Source organism: Pontibacterium granulatum (genome assembly GCF_029961155.1).
GTDB lineage: Bacteria > Pseudomonadota > Gammaproteobacteria > Pseudomonadales > Balneatricaceae > Pontibacterium > Pontibacterium granulatum.
This window is the reverse complement of record NZ_JASBRH010000035.1, coordinates 19,021-34,547: the sequence shown is the minus strand read 5'-3', so window position 1 is coordinate 34,547 and position 15,527 is coordinate 19,021. Positions and strand designations below refer to the sequence as shown.

The 15,527-nt window shown below is 51.2% G+C and carries 18 protein-coding genes; 7 read left to right on the top strand and 11 right to left on the bottom strand.

From position 1 onward, the window contains the following. On the top strand, positions 1-113 hold a 113-nt coding region (locus tag QKW35_RS19975), incomplete at its 5' end, for a sarcosine oxidase subunit gamma family protein (RefSeq protein ID WP_282355965.1). 474 nt (positions 114-587) lie between these two features. Here QKW35_RS19975 and QKW35_RS19970 read toward each other — a convergent pair. The 5 genes from QKW35_RS19970 to QKW35_RS19950 form a co-directional block, all read right to left on the bottom strand. Continuing rightward, the gene (locus QKW35_RS19970; protein ID WP_425608014.1) at positions 588-1,316 is read right to left on the bottom strand and encodes an amino acid ABC transporter ATP-binding protein; all 729 of its coding nucleotides are present in this window, start codon (positions 1,314-1,316) and stop codon (positions 588-590) included. Between the two features lie 50 nt (positions 1,317-1,366). Then, positions 1,367-2,467, bottom strand: coding sequence for an amino acid ABC transporter permease (locus QKW35_RS19965; RefSeq protein ID WP_282355962.1), 1,101 nt, complete (start codon positions 2,465-2,467; stop codon positions 1,367-1,369). Between the two features lie 10 nt (positions 2,468-2,477). Further along, the gene (locus QKW35_RS19960; RefSeq protein WP_282355960.1) at positions 2,478-3,677 is read right to left on the bottom strand and encodes an amino acid ABC transporter permease; all 1,200 of its coding nucleotides are present in this window, start codon (positions 3,675-3,677) and stop codon (positions 2,478-2,480) included. 148 nt (positions 3,678-3,825) lie between these two features. After that, positions 3,826-4,842, bottom strand: a complete 1,017-nt coding sequence (locus tag QKW35_RS19955; protein WP_282355958.1) for an amino acid ABC transporter substrate-binding protein — start codon at positions 4,840-4,842, stop codon at positions 3,826-3,828. An 873-nt stretch (positions 4,843-5,715) separates the two neighbouring features. Next, complete coding sequence (locus tag QKW35_RS19950) at positions 5,716-6,339, bottom strand: LysE/ArgO family amino acid transporter (protein ID WP_282355957.1); 624 nt, start codon at positions 6,337-6,339, stop codon at positions 5,716-5,718. Positions 6,340-6,445: 106 nt separating this feature from the next. Here QKW35_RS19950 and QKW35_RS19945 point away from each other — a divergent pair, with 106 nt between their 5' ends. Further along, entirely contained in the window at positions 6,446-7,369 is a 924-nt protein-coding gene (locus QKW35_RS19945; RefSeq protein WP_282355956.1) for a LysR family transcriptional regulator ArgP, read from the top strand. A gap of 50 nt (positions 7,370-7,419) precedes the next feature. Here the strand turns inward: QKW35_RS19945 and nfsB are convergent, their stop codons facing one another. Continuing rightward, positions 7,420-8,073: an oxygen-insensitive NAD(P)H nitroreductase gene (gene nfsB, locus QKW35_RS19940; protein WP_282355955.1), complete on the bottom strand. Its 654-nt coding sequence runs from the start codon at positions 8,071-8,073 to the stop codon at positions 7,420-7,422. 281 nt (positions 8,074-8,354) lie between these two features. Between nfsB and QKW35_RS19935 the strand changes: the two genes are divergently transcribed. The 4 genes from QKW35_RS19935 (at position 8,355) to QKW35_RS19920 (ending at position 10,949) form a co-directional block, all read left to right on the top strand. Further along, entirely contained in the window at positions 8,355-8,891 is a 537-nt protein-coding gene (locus tag QKW35_RS19935) for a DUF1353 domain-containing protein (protein ID WP_282355954.1), read from the top strand. A 124-nt stretch (positions 8,892-9,015) separates the two neighbouring features. Continuing rightward, complete coding sequence (locus tag QKW35_RS19930) at positions 9,016-9,393, top strand: hypothetical protein (protein ID WP_282355952.1); 378 nt, start codon at positions 9,016-9,018, stop codon at positions 9,391-9,393. A 483-nt stretch (positions 9,394-9,876) separates the two neighbouring features. Continuing rightward, positions 9,877-10,266, top strand: coding sequence for a GFA family protein (locus QKW35_RS19925; RefSeq protein ID WP_282355950.1), 390 nt, complete (start codon positions 9,877-9,879; stop codon positions 10,264-10,266). Positions 10,267-10,295: 29 nt separating this feature from the next. Beyond that, positions 10,296-10,949 carry a phytanoyl-CoA dioxygenase family protein gene (locus QKW35_RS19920; RefSeq protein ID WP_282355949.1) on the top strand — a complete coding sequence of 218 codons (654 nt, stop codon included), beginning with the start codon at positions 10,296-10,298 and terminating at the stop codon, positions 10,947-10,949. A 180-nt stretch (positions 10,950-11,129) separates the two neighbouring features. Here the strand turns inward: QKW35_RS19920 and QKW35_RS19915 are convergent, their stop codons facing one another. The 3 genes from QKW35_RS19915 to QKW35_RS19905 form a co-directional block, all read right to left on the bottom strand. After that, the gene (locus QKW35_RS19915; protein ID WP_282355948.1) at positions 11,130-11,798 is read right to left on the bottom strand and encodes a response regulator; all 669 of its coding nucleotides are present in this window, start codon (positions 11,796-11,798) and stop codon (positions 11,130-11,132) included. A gap of 271 nt (positions 11,799-12,069) precedes the next feature. Beyond that, positions 12,070-12,666 carry a rhodanese-like domain-containing protein gene (locus QKW35_RS19910; RefSeq protein WP_282355947.1) on the bottom strand — a complete coding sequence of 199 codons (597 nt, stop codon included), beginning with the start codon at positions 12,664-12,666 and terminating at the stop codon, positions 12,070-12,072. A 223-nt stretch (positions 12,667-12,889) separates the two neighbouring features. Then, positions 12,890-13,315, bottom strand: coding sequence for a PACE efflux transporter (locus tag QKW35_RS19905; RefSeq protein ID WP_282355946.1), 426 nt, complete (start codon positions 13,313-13,315; stop codon positions 12,890-12,892). A 106-nt stretch (positions 13,316-13,421) separates the two neighbouring features. Here QKW35_RS19905 and QKW35_RS19900 point away from each other — a divergent pair, with 106 nt between their 5' ends. Beyond that, positions 13,422-14,306 (top strand): LysR family transcriptional regulator, encoded by an 885-nt coding sequence (locus QKW35_RS19900; protein WP_282355944.1) that lies wholly within the window; start codon positions 13,422-13,424, stop codon positions 14,304-14,306. A gap of 84 nt (positions 14,307-14,390) precedes the next feature. Here QKW35_RS19900 and QKW35_RS19895 read toward each other — a convergent pair whose 3' ends face one another. Next, entirely contained in the window at positions 14,391-14,711 is a 321-nt protein-coding gene (locus tag QKW35_RS19895; protein ID WP_282355943.1) for a heavy metal-binding domain-containing protein, read from the bottom strand. A gap of 100 nt (positions 14,712-14,811) precedes the next feature. After that, positions 14,812-15,318 carry a hypothetical protein gene (locus tag QKW35_RS19890; RefSeq protein WP_282355942.1) on the bottom strand — a complete coding sequence of 169 codons (507 nt, stop codon included), beginning with the start codon at positions 15,316-15,318 and terminating at the stop codon, positions 14,812-14,814. Between the last annotated feature and the right edge of the window lie 209 nt (positions 15,319-15,527).

The window sequence follows — 15,527 nt, the reverse complement described above, 5'->3', positions numbered from 1 at the left end:
GTCGTAAAGGCGACACTGAATTCGAACTGGTTGTACGTCGCAGCTTTGCCGACTACATCTGGCTGTGGATTCAGGATGCCAGCCGCGAGTTTGGTTTGGTAATTGATCGCTGATTATAAGCTACATTCCGCTACCTGATCGCTCTCCACTATCCTGTTTGATGTCTTCGTTGAAAAGCTCTCTGTCGCATGAGGGTGAATTATGAAACCTAATGTAGGGCGAGGGGTGGTAGTAAAATTAAAGTGAGAGCGATTCTTGTTCACGGCTTTGACAGTAGTCTTCGGGCTACTGTCTTTTTTTTGTTCAAAATCAACTAATGTTGTAATCGGCCTTCCAATATACGTGGTCAAGTGTCCTGGATAGCATCACGTGAAGCGATAAGTACAGCGATACGCTTTTTTATATGAAGTAACCAATTGCGGCAATTAATGGCTATACCTTAGTTAATTAATCCAAGGTAAATCCCCGGCTCCGCCGGGGTTCTTTCAGCATGGAATGAATAAAACTGAGCTCAGACAAAAATGCCAGAGTTTTGTCGGCAGTCAGAGTGGGCCCGAAGGCCCATTGTATGTCATTGATCAGTTGCATTAGTGGTTGAGGATCTGACTCAGAAACAGCTGGGTACGTTCGTGTTCCGGATTGTTGAAGAAGGCGTTGGGTTCGTTCTCCTCCACAATCTGGCCGCCGTCCATAAAGATCACGCGGTCCGCCACGGTCTTCGCAAACCCCATTTCGTGGGTTACGCAGAGCATGGTCATCCCTTCATGCGCCAGCTCTATCATTACGTCCAACACCTCTTTAATCATCTCGGGATCGAGTGCAGAGGTTGGCTCGTCGAACAGCATCACGTCCGGGTTCATACAGAGCGAGCGGGCGATTGCCACGCGCTGCTGCTGGCCCCCGGATAGCTGACCGGGGTATTTCAGGGCCTGGTCCGGGATCTTTACACGTTCCAGGTATTTCATCGCAGTGGCTTCCGCCTGCTTGCGTGGAATCTTCTTCACCCAGATCGGGGCCAGCACACAGTTTTCCAACACTGTCAGGTGCGGGAACAGGTTGAAGTGCTGGAACACCATGCCTACGTCCTTGCGGATCGCTTCGATCTTCTTCACGTCTTCAACCAGCGGTGTGCCGTTGACGATGATCTCACCCTGCTGGTGTTCTTCCAGGCGGTTGATGCAGCGGATCATGGTGGACTTGCCGGAGCCGGATGGTCCACAGATGACGATGCGTTCGCCGCGTTTTACCTGCAGGTTGATGTTTTTCAGGACGTGAAACTCGCCGTACCATTTGTTCAGGTCACGGATTTCGACCATCAGCTGGTCCTGGTTTTTTTGTGCTTCACTCATTCTAATACTCTCCAGAATCAGGCACGGTTACCGTGACCGGTATGCAAACGTTTCTCCAGGTGGATGCTGTAGCGGGACATGCCGAAACAGAACACCCAGAACACCAGCGCCACAAAGACATACCCCTCGGTTGAGAAACCGATCCAGTTCGGGTCGTTGGCCGAGGCCTGCATGATTGCCAACAGATCGAACAGGCCGATAATCAGCACCAGACTGGTGTCTTTAAACAGGGCGATGAAGGTATTCACAATACCCGGAATCATCAGTTTCAGTGCCTGTGGCAGGATGATCATATTCATCTTCTGCCAGTAGCCGAGGCCCAGCGAGTCCGCTGCCTCATACTGACCTTTCGAGATCGCCTGCAAACCGCCGCGCACCACTTCGGCCATGTAAGCCGACTGGAACATGGTGATGCCGATCAGGGCACGTAGCAGCTTGTCGAAGTTCATATCTTCCGGGAAGAAGAGCGGTAACATCACCGACGCCATGAACAACACGGTGATCAGAGGCACACCACGCCAAATCTCGATATAGACCACAGATAGGGAGCGTACGATCGGCATATGCGAACGCCGTCCCAGCGCCAGTAATATGCCGAACGGCAGGGCTGCCACTATACCCACAACAGCAAGCACCAGCGTCAGGCTAAGACCGCCCCACTTGTGTGTATCAACGCTTTCCAGGCCAAAGTAGCCCCCGCTCAGCAGCACAAAGGCGATGAACGGGAAGATGAGCAGCGTGAATGCTGCTACCCAGCCTTTAAACGGTGTTTTCGGAATGATCAGCCAGGCGATCAGTGCAGCCATCATGATGAAGGCCAGGTCCAGTCGCCAGGTTTCTGCCTCGGGATAGAATCCGTACAGGAACTGGTTGAGGCGTTGGCTGATAAAAACCCAGCAAGCTCCGTCGCTGGTACAGTCGTTACGTGTGGTACCGATCCAATCGGCACTCAATATTGCCCAATCGATGACTGGCCACATAAAGATAATGATGAAATAGGCCAGTACCACGGTGGCGATACTGTTAAACGGCCCATTAAACAGATGCTTACGCATCCAACCCACTACGCCGAGGGTTCCGGGTGGCGCGGGCAGTGTTGGTTGAGGATCATATTTCACAGCCGGCCTCCTAGCGTTCTATCAGCGCCATGCGCTTGTTGTACCAATTCATGAATATCGAGGTCAGAATACTGAGCGACAGGTATACCGCCATCGTCATCATGATCACCTCTATTGCCTGACCCGTCTGGTTGAGGGTCGTACCGGCGAATACCGACACCAGATCGGGGTAACCGATCGCGGTGGCCAGGGAAGAGTTTTTGGTGAGGTTAAGGTACTGGCTGGTCAGTGGAGGAATAATGACGCGCATCGCCTGCGGGATGATGATCAGGCGCAGTGTACGCACCTTCGGTAATCCCAGCGCGGACGCCGCTTCCAACTGACCGTGAGGTACCGCCAGGATACCTGCACGTACTGTTTCAGCGATAAAGGCTGCGGTGTAGATGGTCAGTGCCAGCCACAGAGCTACCAGCTCAGGAATGATGGTCATCCCGCCACGGAAGTTAAAACCTTTCAGTTCCGGGTGATCCAGCGAGATCGGTGTGCCGGCGACAATAAACGCCAGCAGCGGCAGACCAATGATCAGACCCACACCGCTCCAGAAGATCGGGAACTGCTGACCGGTTACGTCCTGGCGCTTGTGTGCCCAACGGGTCAGTAGCCAGGTTGCTACGATACCAGCGATGAACATGATTACCACAAAGGAGAAGCCGCTTTCTGCGACCGGCGCTGGCATCGACAGGCCCCTGATGTTCAGGTAACTGCCAAAGAATTCAATACTCTGCCGTGGTGAGGGCAGGGTACGCAGCACTGCGAAGTACCAGAAGAACATCTGCAGCAGCAACGGGATGTTACGGAAGGTTTCGATGTAAATCGCTGCCAGGCGGGAGATGATCCAGTTATCGGACAGTCGGGCAATACCAAGGATAAATCCAAGAATGGTGGCACCGATGATACCCAGTACCGCAACAAGGACTGTATTCAGCAGGCCAACGATGAAGGTGCGGCCGTAAGTGGACGCTTCACTGTATTCAATCAGTGACAACGGGATGCCAAAACCGGCGGTTTCATTCAGAAAACTGAAACCGGTGGTGATGCCGCGTTGTTCGAGGTTATTGAGGGTATTGATCGCTATGTAGGTAGCGAAGAGGATGATAGCGCCGACCAGCAGGACCTGAAACAGTACCGCGCGTTTGGCCGGGTCGTGCCAGAACTTAACGTTGGTTTCTGGCGGTCTATCAGAATTGTGTTGGGAGTTATCTAACGACATATGTTTTCTCCGCAGCCCCCTGGGTAAGGGGTACATCACACTATGAACCGAGGGGCGCGCCACTGATCGCAGTGCAGTGCGGGTCAGTGAGCGCCTACCCCGGCAGCCTCATGTGAGAGGCTGTCCACTCAGTCAGGACTGGCGGCGATTAGCGGATTGGCGGAGCGTACTGCAGACCACCCTGATTCCACAGTCTGTTGATGCCACGATCGATGTTCAGAGGAGAGTCTTTACCCACGTTGCGATCGAACGCTTCACCGTAGTTGCCCACCTGTTTCACGATCTGGTAACCCCAGTCTTCGCTGACGCCCAGGCCTTTCGCAAGGCCTTCGGAACCACCCAGCAGGCGCTGAACGTTCGGGTTTTCAGAGGACTTCATTTGATCCACATTGGCAGAGCTTATGCCCAGCTCTTCTGCATTCAGCATTGCGTTCAGGGACCATTTCACGATATTGAACCATTGGTCGTCACCCTGACGTACAACAGGACCCAGTGGCTCTTTGGAGATAACCTCCGGCAGGGCTACAACGGAACTTGGATCTTTCATACGGGTACGCAGGCCGTAAGCCTGGGAGAGGTCGGTGGTGAAGGCATCACAGCGACCGCTGTCGAAGCTGGCTGCTGCCTGCTCGTTGGTATCAAATACCACCGGGGTGTGTTCCAGACCATGGGAACGGAAGTAATCCGCCATATTCAATTCGGTAGTGGTACCGGACTGTACACAGATGGTTGCGCCATCCAGTTCTTTCACGCTCTTAAGGCCCAGGTCTTTCTTAACCATGAAGCCCTGACCGTCGTAATAGTTTACGCCCGCAAAGTTGATGCCCAGTTGGCTGTCACGGCTCAGTGTCCACGTGGTTACACGCGACAGCATATCGATCTCACCAGAGGCCAGTGCGGTAAAGCGTTCCTTTGCCGTTAGAGGAATGTACTTAACTTTGGTGTTGTCGCCCAGCACCGCCGCCGCAACTGCACGGCACACGTCAACGTCCAGACCTTTCCAGTTACCCTTGTCGTCCGGCACGGAGAAGCCCGGTACACCGCTGGTTACACCACAAAGCAGGGTGTTGCGTTCTTTTACGGTATCAAGGGTGTTTGCTGCGTAGGAGGAAGTAGCGAAGAGCAGGGAAGCTGCAACAGAGGCAAATGCTACGTGTTTAATCATTTAGTACGACCTCGAATTCCTAATTGATTGTGTAGGAAGCCGTGAATAAGTCGGAAACCTTGTAGCGAAGGTTCACCCCACTGCATGTTGTGTCAGGAAGCTGAAAAACCAAAGGTGTTTCAGCGTACCTCCCTCATTGCGCAGCAGGTTGAAGTGTCTACCGCAAAGTTCGTTTCGGGCTTATTCTCAGATTCCTTTTGACTCTCTATTTTTATTTTTTTGTAAATCGCCAAACATAAGCCGTTTAGTGAATTACCGAGGGCTGAATAGCCGCTGTCATCGTGATGACCTAAATTAGACTAGTGGATAATTTCTTATTTGAAAATATGTTAATCGCAAAAGCGCATAATATTATTTTTCGGCACATTTGTTGTGCAGTTGCAGCACTAAAAGAGTGCTTTGTAACATATTTATATAATTGGATTTTTTACCGATCTGATGATTTTTTGTAGGTGCGATTGCACAACGCTGGGGCCATGCTTGTCTGATGGGAGTCTCTGGATTTTGCTGCTAACAGTGCGGAAGTTGCTGTGTAAAAGGGGCGCAATACACGTAAAGTGCAGTGAAAACGTCCATGGCGATGGAAGTGGCTGGAGTATGGTTGGTCAAAATATGATCCAGGGCGTTGATCAACTCTATAGGATGTTTCGATCATGTTTGAGTGGGATAGAGAGGAATAAAATAGAGTTATTAACAAAAACGTTCATATTAAGTAACAAATTGATTCAGTGTTTTGTTTTTGTGTGGTTTGTTTGAAATGAGGGCGTATTAAGGTGGTTTCGGGCTTTGGGTTAGCTTTTATAGAGGATCAGGCTGAATATCAGTAAATATGTATATCCAGCCGATCACGGAATTAGAAACAGGTGATTCAGCTTAATTGAGTAGCAGACTCAGCGCGATCGACCACATGACCAGCGCTATGGTCAGATCCAGTAAGCGCCATGCAATTGGTTTGGCGAATAACGGTGCCAGCCAGCGCGCGCCGAAGCTCAGTGAAAAGAACCAGATAAAGGACGCACAGACTGCGCCAACGGTAAACCAGATCTGAAGACCTTCCGCCTGCTGGCTACCGATACTGCCCAACAGCACCACTGTATCCAGATATACATGAGGGTTTAGTGCCGTAATCGCCAGCGTAGTGATGACCGCCTGCTTGAGGCTGCTGACGCCGCGGTTTTCGCCTTTCAGGCTATTCTCCTCAAAGGCCGAACGAAACGCATTCAAACCGTACCAACAGAGAAACAGAGCTCCACCCCACTTGGTGATTTCCAGCAGTGCGGGAGACTGGGAAACTAATACGCCCATGCCCGCCGCGCCGAGGGTGATACAGAGTGCATCAAACAGGCTGCAGATACCGGCAATCGGCCAGTGGTACTGGCGGCGCAGCCCTTGGGTCAGTACAAAGGCGTTCTGTGCACCGATGGCTATAATCAATCCGGCACCTGTGCCGACCCCTTTAAACAGGGCTACCAATTGAGCGCTAAGTAGAAAGCTCATGCGTGTTCCTGATTTCGTGTTTCATTATTTCTATGGCGCTATTGTTGCTTCAGGAGTAAGGTAAGTAAATCTAATGTTTTTTATATTTGATAAGAGAGATTAATAATTGCTCGATTTGCGACAGATGGCGGCCCTGGCTGCGATCATTGAGGAACAGAGCTTCGAAAAGGCCGCCCGCAAACTGCACATTACGCAGTCTGCGGTATCCCAGCGCCTGCGACAGCTTGAAGAACGTCTGGGACAGACACTGGTGGTGCGCTCCAACCCGATTCAGGCCACACGTGCAGGGCAGCAAGCGCTGAAGTACTTCCGTCAGGTCAGTATGTTACAGAATGAGTTGATGGACGAATTGTCGCTGGAGCAGGAGAGCGGTTTCACCAAGGTGGCGATCGGTGTGAATGCCGACAGTCTTGAAACCTGGTTTCTGGATGCACTCACGCCACTGCTGGATGCGCGTAAGTTACTACTGGATCTGAAGGTCGACGACCAGGACCAGACGCATCATTTGCTGCGGACCGGTGAAGTGCTGGGGTGTATCAGTGCGAGTCCCGAAGCGATGCAGGGCTGCAGTTGTATCCCACTGGGCGTGATGCCTTACCGATGTCTGGCGAGCCCCGATTATCTCATGCGTTATTTCCCGGATGGGGTGAACGCAGAAGGCTTTACCCGCGCGCCGGTGGCAGAGTTTAACAACAAGGATGAGCTGCAGAATCGATATCTGGACAAGTTTTTCAGTGTCGCCGCAGGGGATTATCCGCGTCACCGTATTCCTTCATCAGAAACCTTCTTTGATCTGATTGTGCGGGGTTATGCCTGTGGCATGGTGCCGGATCAGCAAAGCTTGCCGATGATTGAAGCTGGCCGAGTGATGGATATGACACCGGGGCGTTACCTGGCGATTCCGCTGTACTGGCATGTGTGGAATCTGAAGTCAGATCTGGCCAAGGAGTTGACCGAACAGCTGATCAGCGCGGCGGAGGAAAAGCTTGATTGCTTTGCGGATCACCCCGAGCTGACCCATCCGGGCTGACGTTTACCTGCAACGGACAGGCCGTTGCAGGTGTGTGGTGCTGCCGATGATCAGATATCGGTAAAGATCTTCTCTTCGGTGAGGCGGGATTTTGGCAGGCTTGCGTTGAAATCCTGCTCGCTACGATAACCCATCGCCACGATTGCAACTGCGGTCATTCCCTGTTCACGCAGACCCAGCTCGGCATCCAGCAGTTTCGGATCAAACCCTTCAATCGGGCAGCAATCCACTTCTAGCGTCGAGGCACCCAGCAACAACGTTCCCAGCGCCAGGTAAACCTGCTTTTCAATCCAGTGCTGGCTGTCTTTCAGGTCGAAGCGGTGCAGGTCGTAGTAGAAGCTACGCACTGTGTGCTGAGTCTGCTTGGCATCCGCGTTGGCAAAACGGCCATCGGCGTCTTCCTGTTCCAGTACATTGCCCAAGTGAGCCTCATCCAATGCTGTGCGCGCGCACAGCACAATGACGTGGGATGCATTCAGGATCTTGGGTTCGTTGTACACGTAGTCTTTGGCTGTGGCACTGGCTACACGCTGTTTGCCTTCATCGGTGTTGGCTACCACATAATGCCATGGCTGAGAGTTAACGGATGAAGGACTGAACCGCAGCAGTGTGCGGATCTGGGCGAAGGTTTCTTCGCTGATCTTCAGGGATGGATCAAATGCCTTGGTGGAGTGGCGGTGCTTGGCAAAGTGAGTGATATCCATTGCTACCTTCCTGATTTAACTTAAAAACTATGGCTGCCCGAGTAGGGCATGCCGAATAGGGTGAGAGCTTACTGGTTGTTGAGACAAGGGAAAAGAAGGGAATGGCTGAATCAGTTTCAAAAATTATTTGATAATGAAAAGGAGGCGCAAGAGGTCTGAGAACGAAGGACATGTTCCTTTCAGCATTATTTCTGGTAGGTTTGTATAGAAAATGTACGGATGCAGTTATGGGTGAGATGACCCATATCCGGGTGACAAAACCCTCAAAAGGATGCTGAAAGATGAAGGACACATCTGCCGTGACACGGGCCGAGATGCCAAAGCTCGTGCCGCTTCCTATCCCTACCAAGGGCAAACCTTTTTATAAACGGATCTGGGCCTGGCTTACCAAAGTACGCGAATGGCAGTTGGTGGATGACTGGGAATACAACCTGCCGGATGGCCGCCGTGTGCTGATTCCCAAGGGTTTTGTATTTGATGGCGCGTCTATACCCCGTCTGTTGTGGTTTTTTCTCTCGCCTACCGGGTTGCTGCTGATTCCCGGTTTGATTCACGATTTTGGTTACCGATATGACTATGTCTGGGTGATTGAGAAGGATGGCAGGATCTGTAAGCAGGATCAGGCAATGGGTCAGGATTACTGGGATCAGGTTTTCTACACTGTGGGTGAGCAGGTAAACGGCATGAAAGTGATCAACTGGATGGCGTGGCTTGCCCTCTCCGCTTTCGGTGGTATGGCATGGGATGCAAACCGTATACGGGCTGCTGAAGATATTGTTCCAAACGCTCACGAAGGGGTTGCGTCTGTTGGTGGTTAGCGTGCTTAGCATCGTAGATGCATCGGTTGGGAAAGGAATCGAAATTTTCAGTTTCATTTCAAATCCGTTGTTTAAACTGCGCCTCAATCGAAGCTAACCCCAACGATAAATTAGGAGCTGAGCGATGCGTGTGATTCTGGTAACCGCATTACTGTTAAGTACACAGCTGGCCTGGAGTGCACCGGAAGATTTCCGAGATGGTCAGGTACGCGAAGGTAACAACCGCGAGTTACAGGCGTGGGATAAGGAGAAAAGCCGTTGGCTGGGTATTGAAGCATTCTGGCAAGCCTATGCCGATCGTAAGGGTGGAATTACCTGGGGCAAAAGTGTGGAATACCCACCGTATAATCAGGTAAACGAGTTCGACACCTTGTTGATCCAGCTGGACAGCGGCAACTGTTTGATGGAGTTCTTTCACTCACGCTGGCGCCGTGCCAATGATGTGCGCCGCTGGGATGAATCCTTTAACGCCTACGGTGGTTGTCCACGGGTGTTCGACTGAGCCATCCCCTGGTACGGCGGCATATTGCTTGATGCCTGTGTACAGATCCCCGCCGAGGCTTTTTGACGGGCTGCTTAAGAAGCAGGTGGGGGATCTGTCTCTCGTCTAATCAACTCTTTATCAAGGACTGTTCTGGATTGTGGGTTTCAAAAACTGCCTTCCTGTTGGTATCAGTCGGATCGCATATCTGATTTTAAACCGCTGTTTTTTAAAAAGAGTGCCGTAGGAACAGCGTATACTCGGTTTGTTGTTGCAGCCTGGACAGTGTCGACTGATCTGGTTTATACGTTGTTGTGATTACTGAACAAGACCGGGATGTGTGATTGTGCGAGGAGCCGCACATCGGTTTCACGAAGGCTGACATGGATACTTCATTAGTATCATGGTTATGCTGCATCTCCCTCGTCGCGAAGTAACGGTTACCTCAATTGGTATTGTCGCAGCGCCATCCTAATCCCACGTTTATACTGAATAGGTCAAGAGATGATTAAAGGCAGTTGCCTGTGTGGCCAGGTTACCTATGAAATTTTTGGCGATGTGGGAGAAATCGTGCATTGTCATTGTCGAACTTGCCGTAAGGCACACGGCGCGGCATTTTCCAGTGTTGCCGCGGTAAGCGATAACGACTTTACACTGCACGGTGAATCGTTATTGCGATCCTTTGAATCGTCGCCGGGAAAACACCGGTATTTTTGCAGTTGCTGCGGAACCCAGATCTATGCAAAGCGCGAAGGTACAGAACACATCATTCTGCGCCTGGGCTCTTTGGATAATGATCCACGGACAGTTGAAAAGAACCACATTTGGGTTTCTCAGAAGGCTTCTTGGTATGCCATCGACACAAAGCTGCCGCTGTGCCTGGAGTTTGAATAGTTATTGGATATTAGTAAGGAAGGTAAGTTATGTCGGCATTTGATTATCAGGGATACGAACATTTATCAGGTGTGTTGCCGATGGCGCAGGTAACCCGGTTGCGTGATGCGTTGGCGGAGACCCCGCTGGAGCAGAAGGCCGGTGAAAAAAGTGCGGATAAAGTTTTTCCTATCGTGCAGGAACTGGTGAGCGACCCCAATCTGGTGCGTATTGCAGAGAGTTATCTCACGGGGATTGTTTCAATTGTGCAGGTCAAACTCTTCGAGAGTACGCCAGCGAAGGCGTGGCACCAGGAACGCCACGTTGTGCTAAACCACAAAGTGGATGTTGCAGACTGGGGCCCTTGGCACGAGCAGAACGGTGTTCACTACGTACAGCCACCGATTGAGGTGCTGGACAACATGGTCACCCTGCGTCTGCAGTTGGATGCAGCCAACGAAGAGAGCGGTTATCTGCGTATCATTCCACGTAGTCACAATTCAGGTCTGATGTCTGAAGAGGAGATCGAAGCGTACGCTGAGAGCCATGAAAGTATCGATTGCTTTACCGAAGCGGGTGATGTTTTAGCGATCCGTCCGCATGTGCTGCACAAAACCTGTGAAGGCAGTGGCGGTGTTTCCCGCCGTGTTCTGCAGATTGAATATTGCGGTTATAAATTGCCTGCTGGACTGGAGTGGGCTTGAGTTAGGTGTTGGGCTTTGCTTTGCAAAGGCCAACCTACAATGTAATCCCGTTATGTCGCCCTCGGAGAGGGCTGCTACAGAACGGCGTCATAGTTCCCAATCGCATCTCAGGTCATCATGTCTGTATCAACGACAAAAGCCCCGACAATCGGGGCTTTTTGCGTTGAGTCTCTGGTTTGCTTAACGCTTCAGATACTCACCAAAATCGATATTGCCGGCTGACAACACCGCCTGAATGCGGTTATGTACGTTGAGCTTGCGCAGGATCGCAGAAACGTGGGCCTTTACCGTGGTTTCAGCGATATTCAGGTTATAGGCGATCTGTTTGTTGGACTCACCCTTGGACATGCGTTCCAGCACCAGCAGCTGGCGGCGGGTGAGGGAGGAGAGTAGTTCCGGCGGAATCTGGTTCTCATCTTTGCGGCTGGAGCGGCGGTTTTCCGGTTGGCTGGAACGGATAATATCGGAGGGCAGGTACACGTTACCGGCCAGAATCTGGTTCAGTGCTTCGGTCATCTGCTCGCGTGGGGATGACTTGGTGATAAAGCCCACCGCGCCGTAAGTAATCGCCTGCAATACCACCTGTTTGTCTTCTTCGGCAGAGACTATCACCACAGGGATGGTTGGAGACTCGTTACGTAGGGTGATGAGGCCATTCAGACCGTTCATACCCGGCATGTTGAGATCCAGCAGGATCAGGTCAAGGTCATCGGACTCTTGCGCAATCGCCAATGCACTGTCCAGATCTTCTGTTTCAATGGTCTCGCAACCGGGAAAGCTCTTTTCGATTACATTGGTAATCGCTTCGCGGAACAGCGGGTGATCGTCCGCTATCAGAATTTTGTACACAACACATCTCCAGCCATTTTTGGAACCTGCGAATAAGTCCGAAACGACTCTTAATGCCCCGAAGGGCGGGCGCTAAAACAGCTTTCTGCTTTGTCAGGCAGCTTGGAAAGGACCAGTCATTCCACTGTACTGCCTTTCGCACATAAAGCTGTTTTATCGACCGCAGAGAAAGTCTCGGACTTATTAGCAGGTTCCTTAGTTATTATGTGCGATCTCGATCCCTGAACTCGCCGGTGTGTCTGTGTTCAGACTACCTTATCTATTTTATAGCTCACCTGCGCACAGGATAGGGCTCAGGTGTGCCTTCTTGCAGTTCCAACCCGGCTTCACGCCAGCCGTCGACACCGTCCCGGTACCAGTAGAGATTGGTGTAACCCCATTCAGCTGCGCGCTTTACGGCGTTCCAGGACATCCAGCAATCTGCCCGACAGTATAATACCAGCGCAGCATTTTGCTGATTATTTGCGACCATGTTCAGATGGTGGCGAAAATAATCTTCCCATCCTTTATCGAGTTCACCCATCCCGACATTAGGAATCCAGCGGCTTCCCGGTATCTGCATAATGGCCTCATTTTGCAGAAAGTGGCCCTGGAGCCAGCGTACCGGTTGAACGTTCAGAAGTGCTGGTGGCTGCGTGCCCTGCAGCATCTGATACAGCCTTTGAGTGCCAATCGTTTCTGCACCGTCTACACCTTGTGGCGTAGGGCTGCGATAACGGATGATCCGGTAACCCTCAAATGAGAAAAGCTCTTCCTGGTCCTTGAACGCTTCCAACCAGTTTTGCTGGGGGGCCTCCTGGTTGGGCTGATCGCCTGCAACGGCCAGTGCCGAGCAGAAGAAATAGAGCGCTAGGGTCAGGTTTTTCATCTCTTTCACCTCCATACCTGACTATTACACTCTGCTAAAGTGCCGGCATGAATCCTACCTTGGAGGAAAAAAATAAGTACTAAAGTAGTATTTTTAGGGAAGACGAAATTTAAACATAGACTGATCGACTATGCCGGAAGGGAAAACAGAGGGGACCTGAAAAAGTGAAACGGTGAGCAAAAAAGAACCCGCATCGTCGGCGGGTTCTTGTCGTAATGATACCTCAGGCTTCGCAGGCAACTGTTTCGATCGGAAAGACCTGATCGTAAACCCAGTTAAAGATAAACGCGTACCCCACAAAGAACAGGGCAAACCCTACGTCGGTCAGAAAGGCGTGCCATAGAGTCATATCCAGCCACCAGGCTACGAGCGGCAGGCTGACGGTCAAAAGGCCGCCTTCAAATCCCACCGCATGCACTACACGCATTTTGACCGAGCGCTTATTGGGCGGTGTGTGGTGCTGCCAGCGATCGAACCAAAGGTTGTAAGTATAATTCCAGCCCATCGCAACCAGACTCAGGGCAATCGCCAAGGCACCGATCTCTGCGACCGTGTTGTCCAGAATCACCGCGGCAATCACTGTAGAAAGCACAATCGCTATGCCTTCAAACAGCAGGGTGTGGCGGATTCTGTCTTTAGTGGTACGCATGGTTCACTCCGTTATCTGGTATTGCAAAATATGTCTGTGTATTCTCTCAGTTATTTCTATAGTTAAAAGTTAGAATCTATCTGTTTTATGTATAGGTTGAAGGCCGATGCGATTTAATCTGGAACAGCTGCGTGCGTTTAGCTTGAGTGTAGAGCGGGGCTCTTTCTCTGCGGCCGCCCGGGAGATGGGAAAAGCGCAATCTGCCGTCAGTACGGCGATCTCCAATCTGGAACTGGATCTGGGACTGGAGCTGTTCGATCGCAGCCGTCGTGAACCGACTCTGACTGAAGAGGGAAAAGCGCTGTTGCCTCAGGCAAAGGCTTTGCTGGAACAGGCTCAGTTGTTTGAGGGGCGTGCGGACTCGATGGCCGCCGGGGAGGAAGGACGATTGACCTTGGCAGTGGAAGAGTCATTGATCGGCGATGTGCTGGAGGAGATGCTGGTGCGCTTTGAGCAGGCGTTTCCGCAGCTTGAGCTGGAACTGCTCAACCCGGCAAGGCGGGACATCATCCGCCTGGTGCAGGAAGGCCGCGTGGATATAGGTGTACTGATCAGCGTGATGGAGGCGGGTGAAGGATACTACATCAAGCCCTTACGTCAGATGGCGATTGTGGCGGTTGCGGGTACAAATCATCCACTCAGTGGTCAGATGTTGCCAAGTTTTGCGGAGCTGGGCAATCACCGGCAACTGCGCCTGACCTCCCGCTCCGGACAGATCGTTGCCAGTGAGCAGCTCAGCAGCAGGGCATGGAAAGTGGAGAGCCAATACTTCTTGATGGACCTGGTCAAACGGGGTCTCGGCTGGGCTTGGGTACCGGAGCATATGGCCCGACCGTGGCTGGATGACGGCAGCATGACTCTGCTGCGGTTTGAGGGGCGGGGGGACGTGGTGCATATGCCTGTGGATCTGATTATCAGCCCCAAATACAAAGAGGGTACGGCGGGGCAGTGGCTCTACAAGGAGCTGGCAGAACTGGAGTTTCTTGTCTGAGATAGTCTAATGGGAACACAGGCGGTAGCTATGGTGTACTTATACAGAGCTACGATGCCTGTGCTTGGTGTCGCTTTGTCGGCTTTACTTAAACTTTACTGCCGTACCGCTCACGCTCACCATCATCATACTGCCGTTCTGGCCCACAACTTCGTAATCGATATCGATCCCGATAATCCCATCGGCACCCATTGCACGCGCTTTTGCCTCCATCTCTTCAAACGCGATATCCCGTGCCTTACCCATCTCCTGCTCATAGGCACCGGAACGACCACCGACCACATCACGGATCGCGCCGAACAGATCTTTAAAGATATTTGCACCCAGGATTGCTTCCCCGACGACAACGCCTAGGTAATCCTGAACCGGTCGACCTTCTACGACAGAGGTTGTTGTTTTGAGCATGTTGGTTTCTCCTTGTTGGGAAATAAAGAGAGTATAGATTTAACTTCATTGGTATAAATGAGGACCACTGTTCGGGTTCGGCTCGCTTCTATGCAAAGGATTACTGCCTCAGTTTATTGATAACTTTATGTAAACCCCGACTTCCTAAAGCCAAGTAGAGTCCAATAGCAATCTCAATTAGGGTGACGAATTGTCTGCCAACAGCGTCTGTCCATGCCCTGTTATCCCCGTGGACAAACTGTTTTAGTTCATACATGTATATCGCATTATCAATTAGGTCTGGGACGCTCCAGGATAATGTAAAAACCCCAATGATAACGAAAGCCGAAATCTCCAGACTTTGACCACTTGTGTTGATGATTGGTGAATTTGTAGAAGATCGCGGGACAATCTTGTTAGCGATTGAAGCCGGAAACTTTAAAAGTAGAGCTGCGCACAGGAAAAAGATCACTCCTTCTGCGTAGACGAGATTTGCTGTATCACCAAAGTTGCTTTCAGTTACTTGGTCGTACCTTACGGTATACATTGTGAAAGTTCTCAACGCACGAATAGCGAGGTATATCCCCAGTATTCTGAGTGCAAGCGCAGTAACTTCATTTAATTTCATGACGTTCCCTGTATCGAAATAGTTAGCTTCAGAGAATGCTTCTCTTTCCCTTAACCAAGCTGTTATTGCTACGTACTTATAATAGTCAAGTTTAAAAGGAAAATTCGTAGATGGCGTTTTTGCAATTAAGATTAAGGGGGGAGTGATAGATGGCTTGATTATCTAAAGTATGTCCACTTAACTCTGGATTGATCCTTTCAACTTTACTC

Coding starts and splice junctions, on each gene's coding strand:
- QKW35_RS19970 (WP_425608014.1), bottom strand. CDS start 1,316: ATGGTCGAAATCCGTGACCTGAACAAATGGTACGGCGAGTTTCACGTC.
- QKW35_RS19960 (WP_282355960.1), bottom strand. CDS start 3,677: ATGTCGTTAGATAACTCCCAACACAATTCTGATAGACCGCCAGAAACC.
- QKW35_RS19955 (WP_282355958.1), bottom strand. CDS start 4,842: ATGATTAAACACGTAGCATTTGCCTCTGTTGCAGCTTCCCTGCTCTTC.
- QKW35_RS19950 (WP_282355957.1), bottom strand. CDS start 6,339: ATGAGCTTTCTACTTAGCGCTCAATTGGTAGCCCTGTTTAAAGGGGTC.
- nfsB (WP_282355955.1), bottom strand. CDS start 8,073: ATGGATATCACTCACTTTGCCAAGCACCGCCACTCCACCAAGGCATTT.
- QKW35_RS19935 (WP_282355954.1), top strand. CDS start 8,355: ATGAAGGACACATCTGCCGTGACACGGGCCGAGATGCCAAAGCTCGTG.
- QKW35_RS19930 (WP_282355952.1), top strand. CDS start 9,016: ATGCGTGTGATTCTGGTAACCGCATTACTGTTAAGTACACAGCTGGCC.
- QKW35_RS19925 (WP_282355950.1), top strand. CDS start 9,877: ATGATTAAAGGCAGTTGCCTGTGTGGCCAGGTTACCTATGAAATTTTT.
- QKW35_RS19920 (WP_282355949.1), top strand. CDS start 10,296: ATGTCGGCATTTGATTATCAGGGATACGAACATTTATCAGGTGTGTTG.
- QKW35_RS19910 (WP_282355947.1), bottom strand. CDS start 12,666: ATGAAAAACCTGACCCTAGCGCTCTATTTCTTCTGCTCGGCACTGGCC.
- QKW35_RS19905 (WP_282355946.1), bottom strand. CDS start 13,315: ATGCGTACCACTAAAGACAGAATCCGCCACACCCTGCTGTTTGAAGGC.
- QKW35_RS19900 (WP_282355944.1), top strand. CDS start 13,422: ATGCGATTTAATCTGGAACAGCTGCGTGCGTTTAGCTTGAGTGTAGAG.
- QKW35_RS19895 (WP_282355943.1), bottom strand. CDS start 14,711: ATGCTCAAAACAACAACCTCTGTCGTAGAAGGTCGACCGGTTCAGGAT.
- QKW35_RS19890 (WP_282355942.1), bottom strand. CDS start 15,318: ATGAAATTAAATGAAGTTACTGCGCTTGCACTCAGAATACTGGGGATA.